Source organism: Leucobacter allii (genome assembly GCF_022919155.1).
GTDB lineage: Bacteria > Actinomycetota > Actinomycetes > Actinomycetales > Microbacteriaceae > Leucobacter > Leucobacter allii.
This window is the reverse complement of sequence record NZ_CP095045.1, coordinates 2,015,017-2,037,384: the sequence shown is the minus strand read 5'-3', so window position 1 is coordinate 2,037,384 and position 22,368 is coordinate 2,015,017. Positions and strand designations below refer to the sequence as shown.

The window sequence follows — 22,368 nt, the reverse complement described above, 5'->3', positions numbered from 1 at the left end:
CGCATGGGACGCATCACCATTCGGGATTTCCACGACGACGACCTCGACGCCGTCGTCCGCCTCTGGTGGGAGGCGCAGTCCTCCGCGGAGCCGCCGGTCTACTCGCTCGCCGAGGTGACGGCCTCCTGCCGGGAGGATCACGCGGTCGTCGCGGTCCGGGACGAACGGGTCGTCGCGGCGGCGGTGGGCCGCGCCGCGCACGCGCAGGGCTGGATCGTGTTCTTCGGGATCCTCGAGGACGCCCGCTCCGAGAACGTCTCCGGGGCGCTCTTCGACGCGCTCGAGCGGAAGATGGCATCGATCGGGCTGTCGACGCTGTCGGTCCTCATGCCCGAGGGCAGCCGGGTCGACCTCCTCACCTCCAACGGCTTCCAGATGCGCCACAGCCTCCGCTATCTGGAGCGGCAGATGCCGGTGCAGCGCCGCGAGATCGACCTTCTCAAGGACGTCGGCGGGCGGATCCTGCCCCGCCACCTCTGGGAGCAGGTCGCCGGCATGCGCCGCGAGAAGCTGCTGCTCGAGGAGCGGCTCGTCGCGCCCCTCGCGCAGCCCGATCTCGCAGATCGCTACGGCGTGGTGCCGCCGCACGCCGTGATGCTCTTCGGGCCGCCCGGCACGGGCAAGACCACCTTCGCGAAAGCGGTCGCCTCGCGCCTCGACTGGCCGTTCGTGGAGGTCTTCCCCTCGCGTCTCGGCGACGGGAAGTCGAGCATGGCGGCCTCGCTGCGCGACGTCTTCGAGCGCATCGGGGAGCTCGAGCACGGCGTCGTGTTCATCGACGAGGTGGAGGAGATCGCCTCCCAGCGCAGCGATCCGCCGACGCCGACGCAGGGGGTGACGAACGAGCTGCTGAAGATCGTCGCGGATTTCCGCGACCGCGAGGGAATGCTGCTCGTCTGCGCCACGAACTTCATCCGCGGCCTCGACACGGCGTTCCTCCGCCACGGCCGGTTCGACTACGTCCTCCCCATCGGGCTGCCCGATGCAGAGGCGCGCGAGGCCATCTGGCGCCGCTACGTGCCGCACAGCGTCGCGGCGGGCATCGACTTCGCCGACCTCGTGGTCCGCAGCGAAGGCCTCACCCCCGCCGACATCGAGTACGCCGCGCGGCGGGCGTCCCAGGAGGCGCTCGTGCGCGCGCTCCGTGCCGACCCGGCGGAGGGCAAGCGCGCGCCCGACGCTCCGACGGAGCTCGCGACCGAGGACTACGTCGCCGCGCTGTCGGTGACCCGCGCGACGGTGTCCGAGGAGCAGCAGGCGACCTTCCTCGAGGACATCGACACCATCGCGCGGCTCTGATCCTTCGCGCTGCCCGCGCTCTGCGGCGCCTCCGCGCCGCTTTGGCGAGGTGCAGCGGTGTCGGAGGTCCGCGGTAGCCTCTGAGCACGCCCGGACGGCGGGCGGATATCTCGGAGGGAGCGCGCATGTTCGTTCAGGATCGCGCGGGCGGCGGCCGGCGCCTCGTGACGAGCGCGAGCGACCTCACCGCGGCGAGCGTCTGCGAGTTCGCATTCCTGCGCCGCGTCGACGCGAGACTCGGCCGCGATGTGGTCGTGCCGCCGGACGACGACCCGATGCTCGCCCGTGCGGCGCGACTCGGAGACGCGCACGAGGCGCGGACGCTCGACGCCTATCGTGACGGTTTCGGCGCCGGGACCGCCGGAGAGCGGGGCGGGGTCGTCGAGATCCCGCGCCCCGAGTCGATGGGCGAGGCCGATCTCGAGCGGGTCGCCGCGCAGACGCTCCGCGCGCTGCACGGCGGAGCGGAGATCGTCTTCCAGGCGACGTTCTTCGAGCCGGCGCAGCGAGCGGCCGAGACCGGGGACGCGGGCGCGGGCTCGGCGATCGAGGTCGGTTTCGTCGGCTTCGCGGACTTCCTGCGGCGAGACGCGGCGTCGGGCGGCGCGTACGAGGTGCAGGACACGAAGCTCGCGCGCAGGGCGAAGGTCACCGCGCTCATGCAGCTCGCGGCCTACGCGGAGCAGCTCGAGCGGCTCGGCGTCCCCGTGACGCCCGAGGCGGAGCTCATCCTCGGCGATGGCGCGCGCAGCCGGCACCGTCTCACGGACATCGCGCCCGTGTTCCGGGCGCGCCGGCTGCGGTTGCACCGGATCCTGCGGGAGCGCGCCGCGGAGCGCGGGCCCGACGGCGCCTTCGCCTCCGCGGATCCGGTCGGCTGGGGCGCGGAGGGGATCGCCGCGTGCGGGCGCTGCGAGGTCTGCGCTCCCGAGGTCGAGCGCACCCGTGATCCGCTGCTCATCGCCGGGCTCAGCGGCCTCCAGCGCGATCGCCTGCGCGCTGCGGGGTACCCCACGATCGATGCCGTCGCGGCGCTGGCCTCCGCCGCGCCGTCGGGCGTCGCTCCGTCGGCAGCCCCGCCGTCGGGCGTCGTTTCCTCGTCGTCCCCCGTGCCCGGCATGTCGGCGGCGGTCGTCTCCCGGATCGCGCTGCAGGCGGCGGTGCAGCTGGAGTCGTCCGCCGGAGGTCCGCCGGCCGTGCGCGTCGTCGACCCGAGCGCGCTCGCAGCGCTCCCCGAACCGGATCCCGGCGACCTGTTCTTCGATTTCGAGGGCGACCCGCTCTACCGCGAGGCCGATCCCGACGGCCGGGCGAGGTGGGGCATCGACTACCTCTTCGGCATGGTGGACGAGCGCGAGACGTTCACGCCCATCTGGGCGCACGATCTCGCAGCGGAGCGACGCGCGCTGGAGCGCTTCCTCGCGCTCGTGGAGGAGCGGCGCCGCGCGCATCCCGGCATGCACATCTACCACTACGCCGCCTACGAGCGCACGCATCTCACGAGCATCGCCGCGCGGCACGGCATCGGTGAGGAGGCCGTGGATCGCCTGCTCGCGGAGCACGTGCTCGTCGATCTGTACCCCATCGTGCGGCGCGCGCTGCGCGTCGGCTCCCGCTCGTACTCCATCAAGAAACTCGAACCGCTGTACATGGGGGAGCGCTTCCGCGACGAGGCGGGGGTGACGAGCGGCGCCCAGTCCGTCGGCGAGTACGCGGAGGCGAGCGCACTGCTGCGATCCACCGAGCCGGCGGATCGCGAGGAGGGCGCCAGGCGGATGCACGCGATCGCCGAGTACAACGCCTACGACTGCGTCTCGACGCTGCGGCTGCGGGACTGGCTCCGCGGCATCGCCGACGCCCATGGCGTCGCGCATGCACCGGAGCCGGAGCTCCCCGATGCGGTCGCCGAGGAACCGGCGGGTTCGGAGAGCCCCACGGCGGTCGCACTGCGCGAACGCGCCGAGAGCGCCGAGCGCAGTGGATCCGGCGAGTCCGCGGGGCTCCTCCGGCTCGCTGCGAGCGCCGTCGACTACCATCGCCGCGAGCAGAAGTCCTTCTGGTGGGCCCACTACGCGCGTCTCGTCGACCCGATCGAGGACTGGGCCGATACCCGGGACGTGCTCGTCGCATCGGGCGAGAGCACGGTGGAATTCGATTGGCACCGTCCGCCCCGCGCGCGCGTCGATCGCCGGGCGCTCCGCCTGCGCGGCGAGATCGCGCCGGGAAGCAGCGGCATCAAGCCGGGTGCGCAGCTCTTCGCGGTCTACGAGCGACCCGCGCCGTTCGCCAACCCCGGCGCCGCTCCGGGCGCACGCGCCACGCGGCTCGTCCGAGTAGCCGAGGTGCACGAGGACGGTGCGACGATCGAGGAGACTCTTCCCGCAGACGGGGGGCGCTACGCGGTCCTGCCCGTGGCGCTCACGCCGGGGCCGCCGCCGCGCGCGGGCAGCCAGAAAGGTGCGATCGAGGAGTGGGGGGATGCCGTGCTGGCGGCATCGGCGCTCGACGAGCTGCGCGATCCCGTTCTGGATCTGCTGCGCCGCACGGGACCGAGGCTGCGCGCGATCGCCGGTGACGGAGGGACGGGGGAGGCCGAGGCGACGCCGAGCCGTGCGGTCGACGCGGGCGCGTCGCCGATCGACACGGTCGTCGCGACGCTCCGCCGCCTCGATCGCTCCGCGCTCGCCGTGCAGGGGCCGCCGGGGACGGGCAAGACCTATCTCGCCGCCCGGGTCATCGCCCGTCTCGTCGCCGAGGACGGCTGGCACGTCGGCGTGGTCGCGCAGTCCCACCGCGTGGTTGAGCACGTTCTGGACGCCGTGGCCGACGCGGGCCTCGACGAGTCGCAGATCGGCAAGTCGCCGCAGGGCGGGCGGCTGCCCGCCGGAGCCGCCCCGCCGCGCCGCACGGTGCTGCCGACGGGCGGTCAGGCGGCCTTCGTCCGCGCGCATCGGCAAGCGGGGCGGGGAAGCCTGACGGGCGGCACCGCCTGGGATTTCAGTCACGAGGAGCGGTTCCCGAGACGGAGCCTCGACCTCATCGTGATCGACGAGGCGGGTCAGTTCTCCATCGCCCCGACGATCGCGGCCGCTTCGGCTGCCGAGCGGCTCCTCCTCCTCGGGGATCCGCAGCAGCTCCCGCAGGTCTCGCAGGGGACGCATCCCGAACCGGTCGACGCCTCGGCGCTCGGCTGGCTGCTCGGAGAGCACGACACGCTGCCGACGGAACTCGGCTGCTTCCTCGCGGAGACGCGGCGACTCCGCCCGGAACTCGCGGAGATCGTCTCCGAGCTGTCCTATGACGGGCGACTCCGCGCCCACCCGACCGCGTCGGCGCGCACCGTGCGCGGCGCGGGACCGGCCGGCCTCGTCCATCACGCGATCGCGCATCGCGGGAACGCCACGCGTTCGCCGGAGGAGGCCGCGGAGGTCGTGCGCATCGTGCGCGAACTGCTCGGCGGCGCCAGCATCTCGGAGGGTGCCGTCGCCGCGGGAGACCGCACGGACGAGGAATCGACCCGAGCTGCCGGTGGGGCACGCGTCTCGGGCGGCCTGCGGGCCAGTGGCATCGACTCCGGTAGGGAGGCCGGCGCCGTGACGCTGGCCGATGCGGGCGCTGTCGCCGTTTCGCCCCCGGGCGCGAAGACGGTCGCGGCGGATCCGCCGGCGACGAGGGACGGGGACCGGCGTCCGCTCGACGCCTCCGACCTCATCGTCGTCGCCGCCTACAACGCGCAGGTCGAGTGCGTCGCCGAGGTGCTCGCCGCCGCGGGGCTCGAACGGGTGCGCGTGGGCACCGTCGATCGTTTCCAGGGCCAGGAGGCCGTCGTCGCGATCGTGACGCTCGCCGCCTCCAGCCCCGAGGACGTGCCGCGCGGACTCGAGTTCCTGCTCATGCGCAATCGCCTCAACGTGGCGATCAGCCGCGCGCAGTGGTCCGCGCATCTCGTCTCCTCCGATCGCCTCGGCCAGGGACTCCCGACGAGCGCCGAGGGTCTCGCGGCGCTCTCGGGATATCTGCGGCTGCTGGAACGCGGCGCCCGCGCTACCGTGGAGGCATGATGCGCCCAGGAGGACCGTTGAAGACCCCGCCGTCGGGGAAGCTCCCGCCGAGGCCGGCCGGCGGGTCCGGTGCGGCGGGCGCCCGTGCGGGCGACCCTGATGCTGTCGATGCTGTCGATGCTGCTGGCGATGCTGCGGGCGATGCGGGATCGGACGCCGGCGCGGTGCGCCGAGCCGCGCCGTCCGCCTCCGCACGATCGCGGATCCCGGCCTTCGACGTCATGCGCATCACCGACGAGATCGCCCGCCGCCGCGCCGCCGGCCGCGACGTCGTCTCGCTCTGCGCCGGCGAGCCGGGCGCGCGCCCGGCCCCGGGGACGCTCCGCGCGGCCGGATACACCGGGCCGCTCGGCACCACGCCGCTCCGCGAGGCGATCGCGGGGCACTACGCCGCCTGGTACGGCGTCGACGTCGATCCGGGGCGGGTCGCCGTCACCACGGGATCCTCCGGAGCCTTCCAGCTCGTCTTCCTGGCGGCGTTCGACCCGGGGGCCCGCGTCGCGCTCGCGTGCCCGGGCTATCCGGCCTACCGGAACATCCTCACCGCTCTCGGGGTGCAGGTCGTCGAGATCCCGACCGGGCCCGCGACCCGGTACCAGCCGACGCCGGAGCTCCTCGATGCCGCGGTGGCGGCGCACGGGCCGCTCGACGGGCTCATCGTCGCTTCGCCCGCGAACCCGACGGGCACGATGCTCGGACGCGGCGAGCTCGCGGAGCTCGCCGCGTGGTGCACGCGCTCCGGAGCCCGCCTCATCAGCGACGAGATCTACCACGGCATCGTCTACGCCGGGTCCGATGCCGCCGATCCGCGCGGCGTGACGGCACTCACGGCGAGTCCGGACGCGATCGTCATCAACTCGTTCTCGAAGTACTGGGGCATGACGGGATGGCGGCTCGGCTGGGCGATTCTGCCGCCCGACCTCGTCGCGCCGATGGAGGCGCTCGCCTCGAACTTCGCACTCTCACCGCCCGCACCCGCGCAGGAGCTGGCGCTCACGGCCTTCATCGCGGAGTCCTACGCCGAGCGGGACCGCGTGGTCGAGGGCTTCGCCCGGGCTCGAGCGCTGATCCTCGACGCCGAACCGGAGCTGCACTGGGGCGCCTCCGCGCCCTCGGACGGAGCGTTCTACTTCTACGCGGAGCTTGGCGAGCAGCTGGAGCGCTTCCCCGATTCCGTCGCCTTCGCGCGGGCACTGCTCGAGCAGGCCGATGTCGCGATCGTCCCCGGCGTCGACTTCGACCCGATCGCGGGGGGCCGCTCGGTGCGGCTCTCCTATGCCGCGGGCGAGCCGGCGGTCGCCGAGGCGCTGGATCGCATCCTGCGCTTCCAGCGCGCCTGATCGGACCGACGCGCGACGAGCGTTCCCGGCGTCGCCGCCCCGCGCCTGATCCTGTCGTGCGCCGCTGATCCCGTCGCGCACCCTGTTCTCTCCGAGTACCACTCGATCCGGGTCACCGCGGCAGGGAATTGGAGCCGTCGACCCTGCCGGAGTGACCCGAACGCGGCCTGCCGTGTGTGCTCCCGGTGCTCCCGGTGCTCCCTGTCTTCTCGATCCGGGTCGCTCGGACGGGGTTCGGTCGATGCGCACCCTGCCGGAGCGACCCGAACCTCTCTCGCTGCCGAGGCGATACAGATCCTTCTCTCCACGGATGCGGCTCGAACACCGTGCCTCGTGTGTGCTCCCGGTGCTCTCGGTACTCCCGCGGCTCGGGATCCGGGTCGCCTCGATAGGGTGCGAACGGCAGGTACCCTGCCGGAGCGACCCGGATCGAGGGTGCTCGCATCGGGGGACCGCTGAAACCTCCGATGCAGGGGATCGGAGGTGCGGGGTGGATCCGAGGAGAGAAGGGGAGGGGAGAGAAGGGGCGGGGCGGGGGCAGCGGCCCTCGCGGGCTATGCTCCGATGCGGATGGGGGTGCCCTCCGAGACGCCGACTCGCCGTTGCAGCGCCGCGTCGACCATGAACAGGTCGCTGACCGGTGCCACGATGCCGAGCGCGGCGAGCGCCTCCACCTCGCCACCGCCGAGATCGAGCGCCACGGACTCGACGGACTCCGCCAGCGGGCCCTCGAGCCCCGCGATGGCGCGGGACATCGCCGAACGGGCGGCCGCGGCGAGATCGGCGGGGTCCGCGCCGCGCGCAGTCACCTCCGCACTCGCGTAGACGACGCCGTCGCCCGTGACGACCTCGCCGAGCAGGGCTCCGGGCGTCTCGGCCGAGCGGCGCACGCGGAGCTCGAGCACGCTGCTCGTGGAGATCGCGGGCGTCGTGGAGAAGGGCAGTGGAATGCCCGAAGGGGCGTCGCCGTGATCGTGATGATCAGGCGACGCCCCTCCGAACGTGAACTTCAGATCCATGGGATCCAGCGTACGCCCTGCGGGCGGACGCGATGCTCGCGGTGCTTACGCGTTCGCGGCGAGCACATCCTCGAGCGGCGAGTACGCGAGCTCCGGGAAGGCGTCGGCGACGCCCTTGAAGGCCACCACGCCGTCGTGCGCGTTCAGGCCCTTGGCGAGCGACGCGTCGTCGTTCAGCGCCTTGACCCAGCCCTTGTCGGCGAGCGCGACGACGTAGGGGAGCGTCGCGTTGGTGAGCGCCGCGGTCGAGGTCTCGGGGACCGCGCCCGGCATGTTCGCGACGCAGTAGTAGATGGAGTTGTGCACCTGGAAGGTGGGATCGTCGTGCGTGGTCGGACGCGAGTTCTCGAAGCAGCCGCCCTGGTCGATGGCGATGTCGACGAGCACGGAGCCCGGCTTCATCTGCGCCACCATCTCGTCGGTGACGAGCTTCGGCGCCTTCTCGCCGGGGATGAGCACGGAACCGATGACGAGATCGGCGTCCTTGAGCGCCTCGGTGATGTTGTGCGCATTCGAGGTGCGGGTCTGGATGCGGCCGTTGAACTCGTCCTCGAGCTGCTTGAGGCGGGGGATCGCGATGTCGATCACGGTGACCTCGGCGCCCATGCCGTAGGCGATGCGCGCGGCCTGCTCGCCGGCTGCGCCGCCGCCGATGACGACGACCTTGCCGCGGCGGGTCGCGGTGACGCCGCCGAGGAGGATGCCGCGGCCGCCGTTCGCCTTCATGAGGCTGTACGCGCCGACCTGCGCCGAGAGCCGGCCGGCGACCTCGGACATGGGGGCGAGGAGGGGGAGCGCGCGGTTGGGCAGCTGCACGGTCTCGTAGGCGATCGCCGTCGTGCCCGAGGCGAGAACGGCCTCCGTGAGCTCCTTGTCGGCGGCGAGGTGCAGGTAGGTGAAGAGGACCTGGCCCTTGCGGAGCTTCGCGTACTCGGAGGCGATGGGCTCCTTCACCTTGAGGATCATGTCGGCCTGCGCCCAGACGTCGTCGGCGCCCTCGACGATCTTCGCGCCGGCGGCGACGTACTCGTCGTCGGTGATCATCGAGCCGAGCCCCGCGCCGGCCTGCACGAGCACCTCGTGGCCGCGGCGGGTCAGCTCGAAGACCCCGGCCTGCGTGATCGCGACGCGGTTCTCGTTGTTCTTGATCTCGGTGGGGATACCGACGCGCATGAGATGCTCCTGAGGAATCTGCGGATGATGGAGTGGTGCGCCGGATCGTCTGCCGCGCGGCGACGCAGCGCGCACGGGGATGATGCCGGTACGCATTCAATTTTGCAGTATATTCGTGTTTCGAGGTTGTTTCCTGAATTCTCTTCGGGACATTCCAGTAAAGTTGTGCTCAATCGAGCGAAGGGCGGATGAAAATGGCTGATGCGTCGAAGAATCTGCGTCACGAGGCGGATCTCGACGACGTGGATCGCAGGATCATCGAGGAGCTGCAGGCGAACGGCAGGATCACGAACGCCGAGCTCGCGGAGCGCGTGGGCGTCGCGGCGTCGACCTGCATCGCGCGCGTCCGCAGCCTCGTCTCCCGCAAGATCATCACGGGCTTCACGGCGACCGTCGATCCGCGGGCCATGGGGCTCGACCTCGAGGTGCTCGTGAGCGTGACCGTGCGTTCGGGCGCCCGCCAGCGGATCACGGAGCTCAGCGAGGAGCTGCGGGCGCAGCCCGAGGTCATGCAGCTGTTCTTCCTCGGCGGCGTGGAGGACTTCATCATCCATCTCGCGGCACGCGACTCCGATCACGTCCGCGACTTCGTGGTCGAGCATCTCTCCGCGCACCCCGCGGTCTCCTCGACCCGCACGAGCATCGTCTTCAGCCATCACCAGAACCCGCTCCGCGGGGAGCGGTAGGCGGAGGCGAGGCGGCGCGCTCGGGCGTTCCCCTGGCGTCCCTCTCGACGCGGGGCGCGCCCGGACCGTAGTCTGGGGGCGACGGATGTCGGGACACGCGGGGGCGTCGGTGAGCCGGGGTCGCCGCGGCGAGGAGAGGACGCGGATCATGGCGCGAGCACTGCTCATCGTCGACGTGCAGAACGATTTCACCGAGGGCGGCGCCCTCGGCGTCGCGGGCGGCGACGCCGTCGCCGAGGGAGTGCGGGGGCTGCTGCGGGGGCCCGACCGCTACGAGCTGGTGGTGGGCTCACGGGACTGGCACGATGCCGAGGGGACGAATGGCGGGCATTTCGCACCGGCCGGCGTCGACCCGAACTTCGTGACGACGTGGCCGGTGCACTGCGTGCAGGGCACCGAGGGCGCCGAGTACCATCCGCTGCTCGACGTCTCGCGGATCGATGTGCATGTGCGCAAGGGCATGGGCGAGCCGGCGTACTCGGCATTCGAGGGGGAGACCACGGATGGCCGGCGGCTCTCCGAGGTCCTCGCGGAGCGCGGGATCGAGACGCTCGACATCGTCGGTCTCGCGACCGACTACTGCGTGCTGCGCTCCGGTCTCGACGCCGTCGGGCTCGGACTGCGCGTCCGGGTGCGCTCCGAACTCGTCGCCGGTGTGCGTCCGGAATCCTCCGCGGCGGCCCTCCGGGAACTCGCAGCGGCGGGCGTCGAGATCGTCTGAGTCAGACGCCGCGTCGCCATCGCCGTCGCTCAGTGTCCCCCCGGCGGGTTGAGCCTCGCCTCGTGGGCGTCGAGCGCGAGCTCGGCGGCGCGCAGGGCCCGCGAGCTGTAGCGGCCGATCGCGCGCTCCTCCAGGAGGGCGTCGCGCTGCGCCTCGAGCGCGATGCGCGCGAGTCTCAGGTACGCCTGCGCCGGGGTCTCCGAAGAGGGGAGCATCACCGCTCCCGTGGCCGGCAGGGCGATGGCGATGGGGGCGAGGGCGTTGCGCGCGCTCGCTCGGGCCCGCTCGGACATCTGGGCGCAGGCGTTGTCCGGTCCCTTCGCATCCTCCTCGATCTCGAGCGCGTCGTCGATGGCCTCGTTGGCGGCCTCGATGAGGTCGTGGCTGAGCGAGGCGAGTTCGCCGACGTCGCTGCCGGTCCGCGCGCCGTCCGGCCACAGCTTCCGGATGAACAGCGGCAGGCTCAGGCCGTGCAGGAGCAGCGTGATGACGGCGACGGCGAAGGCGATGAGGATGATCTGCGCGCGATACGGAACGCCGGTGGGGATGGACTGCGCGGCGGCGAGCGTGACCACGCCGCGCATGCCGCTCCAGGAGAGCAGCACGCCGTCGCGCCACCCGAGCTGCTGGTCCTGCTCGTGCGCGAGGTCCGCGCGGGAGCGCTGCTCGAGGAGCTCCAGCTTGCGGATCTTCCGGGTGTCGGTGTCCTCGGCCTTCCGCGCGCGCGACAGGATCCGGGAGAAGCCGTCGCTGCGCTGCTGGTAGCGCCCCTCGTCGCCCCGCATCGTCCAGATGAGCGGGACCATGAAGATCCCGCGCAGCAGGATGAGGAGCACGACGAGTCCGAGGCTGAGGAGCCCGACGTGGGCGAGCTGGAGGTCGGTGTCGTCGACCTCGTCGAGCAGGGTGTGCAGCTCGAGGCCCATGAGCAGGAAGACGCCGTTCTCCAGCGCGAACTGCACGGTGCGCCAGTTGAGGCGCTCGTTCATGCGGGCCGTCGCGCTGAAGCGCCGTGCGGCGTGGTGCCCGGTGTAGAGCCCGGTGACGACGACGGCGAGCACGCCCGAGGCGCCGACCTCCTCGGCCGGCATGAAGGCGATGAACGGCACGACGAAGGAGAGGATCGTGTCGTAGACCGGGTTGTTGAGCTTCGAGCGCAGCCACACCGTGATGATCCCGATGACGAAGCCGATGACGATGGCCGCGGCGACGGAGAAGGCGAAGCTGCCCGCGGCGTCCCAGAACACGAAGCTGCCCGCGACGGCCGCGAGCGCCGTCTTCAGCAGCACGAGGGAGGTCGCGTCGTTCACGAGGCTCTCGCCCTCGAGGATCGACACGAGGCGGTCGGGCATGCCGAGCCGCTTGCCGATGGAGGTCGCGGCCACGGCGTCGGTGGGGCTGATGACCGCGCCGAGCGCGATCGCGACGGGCAGCGGGATGGCCGGCACGACGAGGTGCACGAGGAGACCCGCGATGACGGCGGAGAAGATGACGAGCAGCACCGACAGCCCCGCGACGGGCCGGAGGTTGCGGCGGAAGTCGACGAGCGGCACGTTCACCGCGGCGGAGTACAGGAGCGGCGGCAGCACCCCGAGGAGGATGATCTCCGGATCCACCTCGATCGCCGGCATGAACGGCAGGTACCCCGCCCCGATGCCGACGACCACGAGCAGCAGGGGAGCGGCGACGCCGATGCGCCCGCCGAGGATCGAGACGCCCACGAGCACGACGACGGCGGCGACGGCGACGATCCCGATCTCCATGCACCGATTCTAGCGAAGGCCCCGTCGGGATCCGCATCGGGGCTCCTCCGCCCCCGCGCTCGGCTCAGTCGGCGAACGCGGCCCCGTCGAGCGCGTGGAATCTGGCCCAGAAGGCGAGCGCGGGCGCGAGCGCCCGGCGGTTCGCCCGCGCGCCGGGGAAGGGGGAGAGCGCGACCCGCACGTGCTTCCCCGGGAGGCGCTTCCAGGTGCCGACGACCCGGCCGTCCCGCACGATCGTCGCGAGGAACATGCCGTTGCGCCCCGGCACGATCCGTTCGAAGTGCGCGGGATCGAGCTGCGCCGAGCGGTCCGTATAGCCGAGCAGGTGCTCGTCGAATGCGGCGAGGAGCCGCCAGCCGGCCGCGGCACCGCCCGCCGCCGTGCGGCTCGCGCCTGCGCCGGACGGGGCGTCCCCGGGCGGATCACCCCCGAGCGGAGCACCGCCGAGCTGCGCGGGATCGGCCCAGAGCGCGCCGGCCGCACCGCTGACGGGGTCGCCCGCGGCGTCGCGGAGCCGGACCGAGGCGAGGGTGCCGGATTCCTCGGCGACCCGAAGCGCCACGCGGGCCTCGGCGAGCGTGAGCCCGGTCCACCAGGCGAGATCGCGGTCCCGGATCGGACCGCGGGCGGCCGCGTAGCGGGCGGCGAGCGCGCCCAGGGCCGCGTCGCCCGCGAGCTCGCGGGGTGCGCGGATCCAGCGCTCGGCGCGCACGAGCCGGGGCTCCCCGGAGTCGCCGACGGGGCCGAAGACCGCGAGCCCGTTCTGGCAGAGCCACCAGATGACGTGGTAGCGCCACGAGCTCTGCCACTCGATGCCCGCCGCGGTCCAGCGCTCGGCGAGGGCGTCGCGGTCGAGCCCGGCGGGCTCGCCGGGCTCGCCGGGCCCGTCGGGCTCGTCGAGCGCCCGCAGCGACACCTCCACCAGGCGGTCGAGCGCGGCGTCGCTCATGCCGAGGAACGCGCGGCGCTTCGCCGCGCCGGCGAGCACCCGGTGGTTCGTCGCCGCCTGCATCCAGCCGATGTCCTCGGCGGCGACGACGTGCACCGTGCCCCGCATCGGCCAGGAACGGACGATGAGCCCGGCGTCGAACGCTTCGGCGACGTCGCGCATCGTCGTCCCCGGGGCGCGGACGCCCAGCGCCCAGCGCGCCGACCGCCAGTCCTGCCCCTGCACCGCGAGCATGCGCCGCGCGACCGCGGCGATCCGCTCGGAGCCGGGACCCGAGTCCTCCGGCGGGGCCGTCTCCCAGCCGCCGGGCGCGAGCCCGAGCGCGCGCATGCGCAGCTCGAGGAGCTCATCGGTGCGCAGCGTCTGCGCCGTTCCGCCTCCGGGGGTCATGCCGCCAGTGTAGGGCGATCCGGCGACATCGGCGGCGCGTCATCCCTCCGGGCCCGCGAGCTCCGACTCGAGGGCGTTGCGCGCCGAGACGAGGGTGTCGATCGCGGCCGTGATCTCCATCCGTCCCTCCGGGGCGATCACGCTGAGCGCGCCGAGGCACTCCTCGCCCTGCATGACGGGCACCGCGACGACCTCGATGGCGTCGCCCATCCAGACGGCCCGGTGGACGGAGTACCCGTGCTCGCGGATCTCGGCGATGGCCTCGGCGTGCGGCGCGCGCTCGGCGTCGCTCGCGTGCGGGTCGAAGGCGAGCAGCACCTGCCCGGAGGTCGAGCCGAGGGGGAGCTGCCGCTCCGCCTCGCGCCGTACGCTCAGCGAGCGCTCCGGCTCGACGCGCTCGACGATGAGCGCCGACCCCCCGTTGCGCACCGCGAAGGAGATGGGCTCCTCGAGCCGCGCGACGAGGGCGCGCATGGTCCGGGAGACGGCCTCGGGCACGCCGGCGTGGGCCGTCGCGAAGCGCCCGAACGTCGCCGCGCGGATCGAGAGGCGGTACTGCCGCCGCTCGTCCTGCTGCAGCCAGCCGCAGTGGACGAGCGTCGTGAGGTACTGATGCGTCGCAGGGCGGCTCCAGCCGAGCGCCTCGGCGACCTCCGTGAGCGTGACCGTGGCCCGGTCGAGCTGGAGGAACACCTCGAGGACGCGGATGGTCTTCTCCACGGACTGCAGCGTGGTGGGTCCCGACATCGGGGTCTCCGTTCTGTTCAGGGCGCCCGGGCCCGGTGCCTGCGATCGCGCGGCGTCGCGGCGGGCGGTGAGCGCGCCATCCGCCGCCTCGAATCTACCGCCTGGGCGGCCTGCGGGGATCCTCGCGGATCCGGGCTTGACGAATCGGGCATCGCTTCGTAATGTTTTCAACATACCTTAATGACGATTAAAGATTGCTTAATTGTTACGCGGGTGTTGCAGCGAAGTCGACGACGAACGGAGCGGAAGCGATGCGGAACCCCTACCTCGACGAGGTCTTCTCACCCGGCAGGGTGATGGACCCCAGGAATCTCGGAGCGATGCAGCCGAACCGGCTGAGCGCCTCGCGGAGCTTCATCGCCCGCATGCTCCGCGAGGGCTGGCGGATCGAGCGCGACCATCTGCGTCTGGACGCTCGGGGCAACGGCGACGCCCGCTACACGATCACGACGCCGGCCGGGCCCCTCACCTTCGCGGCGTGGCTGCGCGAGCCCCGCGGGAAGAACCGCACGGGGCGCATCATCGGGACCTCCTGGGACATGCTCGGCACCCTCATCGACGGTCGCGCGAGCGACGCCCAGATCGCGGCCTCCGAGCGCGAGCTCCCGAAGCTCTACGAGGGGCGCGCGCCCGAGGGGACGCTCATCTGGATGCGCTCCAATCAGAGCCTCAGGCTCTTCCGGCACGTGCGCGATGCGCTCGCCGCCGGCGAGCAGCCCGACGCGGCCGAGGTGAAGCGCGTCGGGTATCTCATGCGCAACACGGGCCTCGACGGCAACGGCACCTTCGGCTCGGTGTCGTTCCCCGCGATCCCGAAGGGGCACCCACTCGCGCTCTCCTACCACGCGCAGATGCTCTCGGCGTACCTCATGCGCGAGCTCTCGGTCGACGTGGTGGAGGAGCTGGCCCGCATCGACGCCCCCGGGTCCGCCGTGCGGCTCGATCCCGCGGTCCGCGGCAACATCGGCGTCGGCAACGGCTCCGCCCTGGGGCTCGTGATGTTCGTCTACAACCGCCCGGCGCTGATCAACGCCTACGTGTCGCTCACGGTCGAAGCCGTCACGCACGTCCTCGAGCTCGAGCTGGAGCCGGGCGACGCGCGCTTCGACCGTCTCGAGCGGCTCCTCGACCGCACGATCCAGTACCGGGCGCTGGAGGACACCCAGTACCGGGTCTTCACGAACGGCACGCAGCTCGCCGCCGACCTGCGGCGGGTGCGCGCCGCCGTGCGCGCCGCACGGCGCGGCGAGATCGTCCGCGGCCCCGGGGAGACGCTGCTCGCGGCCGCGCACCGCTTCGTCGCCGCGCGCGTCACGCCCGAGGCGCTGCACACCTTCAACTCGCTGCTCATCGAATTGGATCCGGAGCACGCGGACGCGCTGCTCGCCGAGCGCCTGAGCTTCGACGAGACGCTCGAGTGGGATCCGCGGACCCCCGTGTCCGCCGTCGCCGAGGCCCTCCACGGCGTCTTCGGCTGGGCCCTCGAGCTGCCACTCAACGACCCGGCGCATCGCGACCGCGTCTGGTACCAGTCCCGCGCGGCCGAGGAGCCGCGATCCGGCCCGGCAGAGGAGGTGCCGGGCGCGCACGAGGTGATCCCGAACTATCCGTCTCGGGCGCGCGAGCTGGCGGATCTCCTCGCGGCGAGCGACCCGGCGGCGCCGATCGGCGCGCTCGTCGCCGCGCACCCCGAGCTCGAGCACATGGTCCGCTCGGTGCTCGCGCTGCGCGGGCAGCCCTACGCCGTGCCCCACGCCGATCCGCACGACATCGACTTCGTGCCCGTCTGGCTCGTGCGCCTCATGAACGCGTTCATCCACGGCGTCGACCGCACCGAGGACTACCTCAACCGCTCGGTCCTCGGACTGATCTTCGACGGCGCGCCGTATCGCGACGAGCTCGCCGGCGCGCGCGCCGACGGCTGGTGGTGGCGGTACCGCCCCGCCATGCCCGCCGCGGCGGCCGAGGCCGCGCTCGCGGCTCCGGTGTCGGCGACCGCGCCGACGCTGAGCCCCGTGGAGAGCGCGATCCGCGCGCCGCGCCACCCGGAGGCGGAGCGGATCACCATGAAGTTCCGCGAGCTGCGGCTGGCCGGCGGCCGCGCCATGCAGGCGCTGAACGTCCCCGAGGGCTCGTGGCACGGCGCCAGGGACTTCTTCGTGACCGCGCTCATCGCCGATCCCGCGGCGGTCGCGGGCTTCGGCGCCGCCCTGTCGCGCGCGATCGCCGACGACGGATCGGCGCCGGCATGGCGGGCGCCGAGCGCGACGCGCGCCGCCGGCGGCGCGCTCGAGATCGACTGCCACGGCGCGAGCCTGCACGCGGTCGGGCACGTGCTCGTGCAGGCGATCGCCGCGGCCGCCGACGAGGCCGGGATCGACGTGCGCCTCGACGGGGTCTCGGGCGACGGCGCGGAGCCCGGGCTCGCGCTCGCGCTCGCGCGGGTCGGCATCGAGGTCGAGGCCGGGGCCGATCCCGCCGGTGCGGTACCGGGGTCCGCCGGGACCGCCCTGCGACTGCGGGCGCGGGTCTCCGACGATCCGGCGGCGACGCGGGAGCGGTACCGCGGCGCGTTCCGTCGGCTCATCGCCGAGGGGCTCGAGGTTCCGGCGCAGGAGTGGTGGGACGTCTACTACCCGGGCAACGCCGGCCTCTACCCGGACACCCCCCTCTCCCGGCAGCACACCGGCACCGTGAAGGACGTCTACGTCCCCGGGCAGCGCCTCACCCGCCTCTTCGACCCCGCGGAGGTCGCCAACGCGAGCGATCCGAATCGCGACACCGACCAGCTCGCCTCCCTGTCCACCCCGCACCCCGCATCCGTCTAGAAGGAGAACGATGATCTACGTCGACAGCCTGCTCTGCTCACCGCTCGAGACCGAGCGCCCCGACGACCGCCGCTACCTCGAGGAGGTCGCCGCGGGCAAGCTCGGCGCCATCACGGTCACGGTCGGTTTCTGGGAGGACGCCACCGAGTCCATGGACCAGATCGTGAAGTGGCGCAACATGGCCGAGGACAACGCCGATCTCGTGGAGATCGCGTACCGCGCGAGCGACATCAGGCGCATCGCCGAGTCGGGCCGCACCGCCATCATCCTCGGCTTCCAGAACGTGTCGTTCCTCCAGGGGCGGCTCGGCTACGTGGAGCTCTTCGCCCGCATGGGCACCCGGGTGGGCCAGCTCACCTACAACATCCAGAACGACCTCGGCGGTAGCTGCTACGAGCCCCACGACAGCGGGCTCTCCCGCTACGGGAGGTACGTGGTGCAGGAGATGAACCGCTGCGGCATGGTCGTCGACCTCTCGCACGTCGGCGAGCGCACGACCCTCGACGCCATCGAGGCCTCGGCCGTGCCCGTCGCCATCACGCACGCCAACCCCGCGAGCCTCGCGCCGCACGCGCGGAACAAGTCGGACCGCGTGCTCGACGCGCTCAAGGACCGCGAGGGCATGCTCGGCGTCTCCGTCTACCGCAACCTCGTCGGCGACTACACGACGCCGGAGAAGTGGTCGGAGCTCGTCGCCTGGACGGTCGACCGGATCGGGATCGAGCGCGTCGGCATCGGCACCGACCTCGACCAGAACGGGGGCTTCGCGTACGTCGAGTGGATGCGCCAGGGCCGGTGGGCCCGGGAGATCCAGTACGGCGCCTCCGGTCCCGCGAAGCCCGGCCCCACGCCCCCGCTCGACTGGTTCAGCACCCCCGCGCACTTCCCCAACGCCGAGCAGTGCCTGCGCGAGCGCGGCTTCGCGGAGGAGGAGGTCGCCGCGATCATGGGCGAGAACTGGCTGCGGTTCTACGACGACGTCTTCCGAGAGCTCTAGACGAGCGAGACGAGAAAGAGCACCATTATGGCCCAGATCGATACGTCGACGACGACGTACACCGGATCCACACTCCGCCCATTCCTCAACGCGGAGGGCATCGTCAAGCGCTTCGGCGAGCATCGCGCCATCGATGACGTGTCGCTCGCCGTCGGCCGCGGCGAGGTCATCTCCGTCATCGGCCCCTCGGGGGCGGGCAAGAGCACCTTCCTGCGCTGCCTGAACCTGCTCGAGCTCCCCGAGGAGGGCTCCCTCGCCATCGGCGACGAGGAGATCGTCTTCGCCGAGGGGCGCGCGCCGGCCCGGGCGCAGGTGTCCAGGCTCCGCCGGCAGGCCGGGATGGTATTCCAGTCCTTCAACCTCTTCCCGCATCTCACGGCCGCGCAGAACATCGAGCTCGCGCAGAAGCGGGTGCTCGGGCGCAGTGCGGAGGAGGCGGCGGATCGCGCGCGGACGCTGCTCGCGCGCGTCGGGCTCGCAGCGAAGGCCGATGCGTACCCGAGCCAGTGCTCGGGCGGGCAGCAGCAGCGCATCGCGATCGCCCGGGCCCTCGCCATGGACCCGCAGCTCATGCTCTTCGACGAGCCGACCTCCGGCCTCGACCCCGAGGTCGGCGCCGAGATCCTCGCGGTCATGCGCGAGCTCGCCGACTCGGGCATGACGATGCTCATCGCGACGCACGAGATGGAGTTCGCGCGGCACGTCTCGAACCGCGTCATCGTCATGGTGGACGGGGCGATCGTCGAGCAGGGGCAGCCCGAGCAGATCATGACCGAGCCGAAGAGCGAGCGCGTCGGGCGCTTCCTCTCGGCGGTGCTGGGGCGCTGAGCATGGGCGAGGCACTGCTCGCGATCACCCTCGCGGCGGGGATGACCGTGCTCCTGACCGCCGTGGCCGGCGCCGTCGGCATCGTCCTCGGCGCCCCGGTGATGCTGCTCTCGCGCAGCCGCCACGCCTGGGTGCGCGCCCTCTACTGGGGCTTCGTGCACCTCGTGCGCGGCGTGCCGACGCTCGTGTGGCTCTTCATCGCCTTCTTCGGCATCACGCAGCTCGGCATCACCCTCACGGCGGTCGCCTCCGCGATGATCACGCTGAGCGTGATCGCGGTGGCGAGCATGGCCGAGATCTACCGCGGCGGCCTCAACGCCATCACGGCAGGCCAGTGGGAGGCGAGCGCCGCCCTCGGGCTCGGCCCGTGGAGCACCGCGCGGGACGTGCTGTTCCCGCAGCTCTTCCGCGCGGTCTCGCCCACGGTCGCCACCTATCTCGTCGGCCTCATCAAGGAATCGGCGCTCGCGTCGACCATCGGCGTCGCCGAGATCACCTTCGTCGCCGGACTGCAGGTGCAGTACTTCGGCGACGGCCTCACCTTCTTCGCCTTCGCGGGGCTGCTCTACCTCGTGCTCAGCGTGCCGCTCGGCGCGCTGTCGCGCGTGGTCCACACCCGCCTGACCCGGAGGTACGCGGTCCTGTGAACGACTACTCCTGGCTCTGGGACTGGCCCGCCCACGTCCCCAACCTGCTCCCCGGACTGGCCGTGGCCGTCCTGCTCACCGCGGTCTCCTGCCTCATCGGGTACCCGCTCGGCTTCCTGCTCGCGCTGCTCTCCGACGCGCGGTCCCGCGGGGTCCGCTGGCTCGCGATCGGGATCGTGGAGATCGGCCGCGGCGTCCCGGCGCTCGTGCTCCTCTACCTCGTCTACCGGGGCCTCCCGCAGATCGGCGTGCTGCTCGACGCGCTGCCGGCCGCGATCGTCGCCTTCACCCTCAGGGCGGCGGCCTACTCCGCCGAGATGATCCGCGCGAGCATCGCCGCCATCCCCCGGGGGCAGAGCGACGCCGCGGACGCGCTCGGCCTCGGCGGCGTCGATCGCTTCCGATTCGTCATCCTGCCGCAGGCCGCGCGGGTCTCGATCCCGCCGCTCGTCACCCTCACGATCACGATGTTCCACATCACCTCGCTCGCGAGCGTGATCACGGTCGCGGAGATCATGCACGCCGGGTACCTCAGCGGCGCGATCAGCTGGCGCTACATGTCCGTCTACATCGCGGCGGCGTTCGTCTACGCCGTCATCGCGATCCCCGGCGCCATCCTCGCCGGCCGGCTCGAGCGCCGGCTCGCCGGCGGCCGCCGCCCCCGGCGGCGCGGCGGCCGATCACGTGCGACCCCGGTGGTCCGGCCGGACCGCCCGCAGGAGCCGGCGGGCCGCATCGAGTCCGTATCCGTATGACCCCCAGCCCCGCACCATCACCCACCCGTACCAGGAGGATGCAATGAAGTATCGACTGATCCGCACCGCGGCCCTCGGCGCCGCGGCCGCCCTGCTGCTCGCCGGATGCAGCACCGCAGCCGAGGAGGCGAGCGGCGCCGTGAGCGAGGACTGCGTGCCCGTGCACGAGGGCATCGAGACCATCACGCCCGGCGTGCTCACCGTCGCGCACTACGACTACCCGCCGTTCGCGTACATGGAGGAGGGGGAGTTCGTCGGCATCGAGGGCGAGATCATCGCGAAGATCGCCGAGATGGAGTGCCTCGATCTCGAGCTCGTGCCCGGCGACTCCTCGGCGATGATCACCTCGGTGCAGACCGGGCGGGCCGACACCACGCTCGGCAGCTGGTACCGCACGGCCGAGCGCGCCGAGGTCGTGCGGCTGAGCGAGCCCGTCGTCACCTCGCCGCTCTCGATCGTCTCCACGAGCGGCATCAGCACGGTCGATGAGCTCGCGGAGCTCGACGCCGTCGGGGCGGGCCAGGCGCTCGTCGGCATCGAGGAGCTCCAGGGGCTCCTCGGCGCCAAGTTGAAGCTGTACTCGACGAACGACGCCGAGTTCGCGGACTTCCAGTCGGGGCGCATCGAGGGCGCCGTGCTCGGCCTCGGCGCCGCGGTGACGCTCATGGAGCTCTACCCGGTCGAGGGGGCGACGGTCGAGCCGATCGAGCCCGACGAGCGGCTCTCGGCCACCGTCAACGTCGGGCAGACGAACTTCCCCGTGAATCTCGAGAACGACGCCCTCGGCGAGGCGATCGACGCCGACATCGCGGCGCTGCGGGAGGACGGCACCATCGCCGAGCTCGCGGAGCAGTACGGCTTCCCGGCCTCGATCGCCGAGCCGGGGGAGGCGAACCTGCTCTGAGCGGCCGCCGTGCGGGCGCGGGACCGGAGCGGTCCCGCGCCCGCATTCGCGCGCGTCAGAAGCGGGCCCGCGCGTACTGCGGCGGCACGAGGTCGGCCGCCCCGGGGGCGCGCAGCTCGTGCGCCCAGGCGATCGGGAGGTGCGGGTTCGCGAGCACGGGCCGGCCGAGGAGGATCACGTCGGCCTGGCCGCTCGCGAGGATCCCCTCGGCCTGCGTCGCGGAGGTGATGAGCCCGACGGCGCCGACGGGCAGCGGCCCGCGCCGCACCGCCTGCGCGAGCGGCACCTGGTAGGAGGGGCCCACCGGGATCCGCGCGGGCACGTTCGCGCCGGAGGAGACGTCGACGAGGTCCGCGCCGTCCGCGGCGATGAGCGCCGCGAGCGCCGTCGACTCCTCGGCGTCGAGCCCGCCTTCGGTCCAGTCGGTCGCGGAGATGCGGACGATGACGGGAAGCTCCGGCTGCTCGGCGCGGATCGCGCGGACGACCTCCCGCAGCAGCCGCGCCCGCCCGGCCAGATCGCCGCCGTAGTCGTCGGTGCGCCGGTTCGACAGCGGCGAGAGGAACTCGTGCAGCAGGTAGCCGTGCGCGGCGTGGATCTCGACGAGATCGAAGCCCGCCGCGACGGCGCGCGCGGCGCCGTCGGCGAAGGCGCGCACGAGCCCCGGCAGCTCCTCGGCGTCCAGGGCGCGCGGCTCGGCCAGGCCGGGGAAGGCGAGCGCGGAGGGCGCGACCGTCGTCCAGCCGCCCTCCGACTCCGGCACGCTGCCGTCCGGGAACCCCGGGAGGGAGGGGTGGGTCGACCCCTTCCGCCCGGCGTGCGCGAGCTGGATCCCGATCCGCGCGCCGTGCGCGTGGGCGGCCGCGACCACGCGCTCGAGACCGGGCAGCTGCGCGTCGTCCCAGATCCCCGGGCAGCGCGGGCTGATGCGCCCCTCGGAGACGACCGCCGTCGCCTCCATGATCACGAGCCCGGCGCCGCCGCGGGCGAGTCCGCCCAGGTGCTGCAGGTGCCAGTCGCCGACGATGCCGTCCCGCGCCGAGTACTGGCACATGGGGGCCACCCAGAGCCGGTTGCGGATCTCGAGCTCGCGGAGGACGATGGGCTGGAAGAGGAGGGGGTCGGCCATGGGCCCAGAGCCTAGCGCGGCCCGCCCGCCTCCGCCGCGTCCGAGCCCCGGGGTTCGCTGCGAGGGGAATCGGGGAAGAAACCGCCGCGCCCGGCGTTATGCCGGGAGACGACCGCTCCCGGGAGGCCCTCC

General features: G+C 72.7%; 17 protein-coding genes. 11 read left to right on the top strand and 6 right to left on the bottom strand.

Translation table 11 applies throughout. The annotated features are described in order from the left end of the window. Positions 1–3 precede the first annotated feature (3 nt). The 3 genes from MUN78_RS09460 to MUN78_RS09450 all read left to right on the top strand — a co-directional run bounded on the left by MUN78_RS09460 (position 4) and on the right by MUN78_RS09450 (position 6,700). Positions 4–1,299 (top strand): ATP-binding protein, encoded by a 1,296-nt coding sequence (locus MUN78_RS09460; protein WP_244726013.1) that lies wholly within the window; start codon positions 4–6, stop codon positions 1,297–1,299. Between the two features lie 125 nt (positions 1,300–1,424). Next, positions 1,425–5,360, top strand: a complete 3,936-nt coding sequence (locus tag MUN78_RS09455) for a TM0106 family RecB-like putative nuclease (RefSeq protein WP_244726011.1) — start codon at positions 1,425–1,427, stop codon at positions 5,358–5,360. Continuing rightward, positions 5,357–6,700, top strand: a complete 1,344-nt coding sequence (locus MUN78_RS09450; protein WP_244726010.1) for a pyridoxal phosphate-dependent aminotransferase — start codon at positions 5,357–5,359, stop codon at positions 6,698–6,700. The genes MUN78_RS09455 and MUN78_RS09450 overlap by 4 nt, the downstream gene beginning before the upstream one ends. Before the next feature lie 554 nt (positions 6,701–7,254). Here MUN78_RS09450 and MUN78_RS09445 read toward each other — a convergent pair. Then, the gene (locus tag MUN78_RS09445) at positions 7,255–7,719 is read right to left on the bottom strand and encodes a hypothetical protein (protein WP_244726008.1); all 465 of its coding nucleotides are present in this window, start codon (positions 7,717–7,719) and stop codon (positions 7,255–7,257) included. Positions 7,720–7,764: 45 nt separating this feature from the next. After that, positions 7,765–8,892, bottom strand: coding sequence for an alanine dehydrogenase (ald, locus tag MUN78_RS09440; protein ID WP_244689414.1), 1,128 nt, complete (start codon positions 8,890–8,892; stop codon positions 7,765–7,767). Positions 8,893–9,086: 194 nt separating this feature from the next. On the opposite strand from ald, the gene MUN78_RS09435 reads away from it, so the two are divergent. After that, complete coding sequence (locus tag MUN78_RS09435; protein ID WP_244689412.1) at positions 9,087–9,578, top strand: Lrp/AsnC family transcriptional regulator; 492 nt, start codon at positions 9,087–9,089, stop codon at positions 9,576–9,578. A gap of 148 nt (positions 9,579–9,726) precedes the next feature. Then, the gene (locus MUN78_RS09430) at positions 9,727–10,299 is read left to right on the top strand and encodes an isochorismatase family protein (RefSeq protein ID WP_244689410.1); all 573 of its coding nucleotides are present in this window, start codon (positions 9,727–9,729) and stop codon (positions 10,297–10,299) included. 29 nt (positions 10,300–10,328) lie between these two features. Here the strand turns inward: MUN78_RS09430 and MUN78_RS09425 are convergent, their stop codons facing one another. The 3 genes from MUN78_RS09425 to MUN78_RS09415 form a co-directional block, all read right to left on the bottom strand. Then, positions 10,329–12,062 carry a cation:proton antiporter gene (locus MUN78_RS09425; RefSeq protein WP_244726006.1) on the bottom strand — a complete coding sequence of 578 codons (1,734 nt, stop codon included), beginning with the start codon at positions 12,060–12,062 and terminating at the stop codon, positions 10,329–10,331. Between the two features lie 64 nt (positions 12,063–12,126). After that, a complete protein-coding gene (locus MUN78_RS09420; protein WP_244726004.1) occupies positions 12,127–13,401 on the bottom strand; it encodes a winged helix DNA-binding domain-containing protein in 1,275 nt (424 codons plus the stop codon). Between the two features lie 39 nt (positions 13,402–13,440). Then, entirely contained in the window at positions 13,441–14,148 is a 708-nt protein-coding gene (locus MUN78_RS09415; RefSeq protein WP_244726003.1) for an IclR family transcriptional regulator, read from the bottom strand. Positions 14,149–14,399: 251 nt separating this feature from the next. Between MUN78_RS09415 and MUN78_RS09410 the strand changes: the two genes are divergently transcribed. From MUN78_RS09410 to MUN78_RS09385, 6 genes are read left to right on the top strand one after another with little or no spacing between them, the layout of a single operon-like run. After that, a complete protein-coding gene (locus MUN78_RS09410) occupies positions 14,400–16,976 on the top strand; it encodes a hypothetical protein (RefSeq protein WP_244726001.1) in 2,577 nt (858 codons plus the stop codon). A 10-nt stretch (positions 16,977–16,986) separates the two neighbouring features. Continuing rightward, a complete protein-coding gene (locus tag MUN78_RS09405; RefSeq protein ID WP_244725999.1) occupies positions 16,987–17,973 on the top strand; it encodes a dipeptidase in 987 nt (328 codons plus the stop codon). Between the two features lie 27 nt (positions 17,974–18,000). After that, positions 18,001–18,801: an amino acid ABC transporter ATP-binding protein gene (locus MUN78_RS09400; protein WP_244689399.1), complete on the top strand. Its 801-nt coding sequence runs from the start codon at positions 18,001–18,003 to the stop codon at positions 18,799–18,801. A 2-nt stretch (positions 18,802–18,803) separates the two neighbouring features. Beyond that, a complete protein-coding gene (locus MUN78_RS09395; RefSeq protein WP_244689397.1) occupies positions 18,804–19,448 on the top strand; it encodes an amino acid ABC transporter permease in 645 nt (214 codons plus the stop codon). Beyond that, a complete protein-coding gene (locus MUN78_RS09390; RefSeq protein WP_244725997.1) occupies positions 19,445–20,203 on the top strand; it encodes an amino acid ABC transporter permease in 759 nt (252 codons plus the stop codon). Before MUN78_RS09395 ends, MUN78_RS09390 begins: the two co-directional genes overlap by 4 nt. Positions 20,204–20,246: 43 nt before the next feature. Next, the gene (locus MUN78_RS09385) at positions 20,247–21,107 is read left to right on the top strand and encodes a substrate-binding periplasmic protein (protein ID WP_244725995.1); all 861 of its coding nucleotides are present in this window, start codon (positions 20,247–20,249) and stop codon (positions 21,105–21,107) included. A gap of 55 nt (positions 21,108–21,162) precedes the next feature. Here MUN78_RS09385 and MUN78_RS09380 read toward each other — a convergent pair whose 3' ends face one another. Next, positions 21,163–22,236, bottom strand: coding sequence for an NADH:flavin oxidoreductase/NADH oxidase (locus MUN78_RS09380; RefSeq protein ID WP_244725994.1), 1,074 nt, complete (start codon positions 22,234–22,236; stop codon positions 21,163–21,165). Between the last annotated feature and the right edge of the window lie 132 nt (positions 22,237–22,368).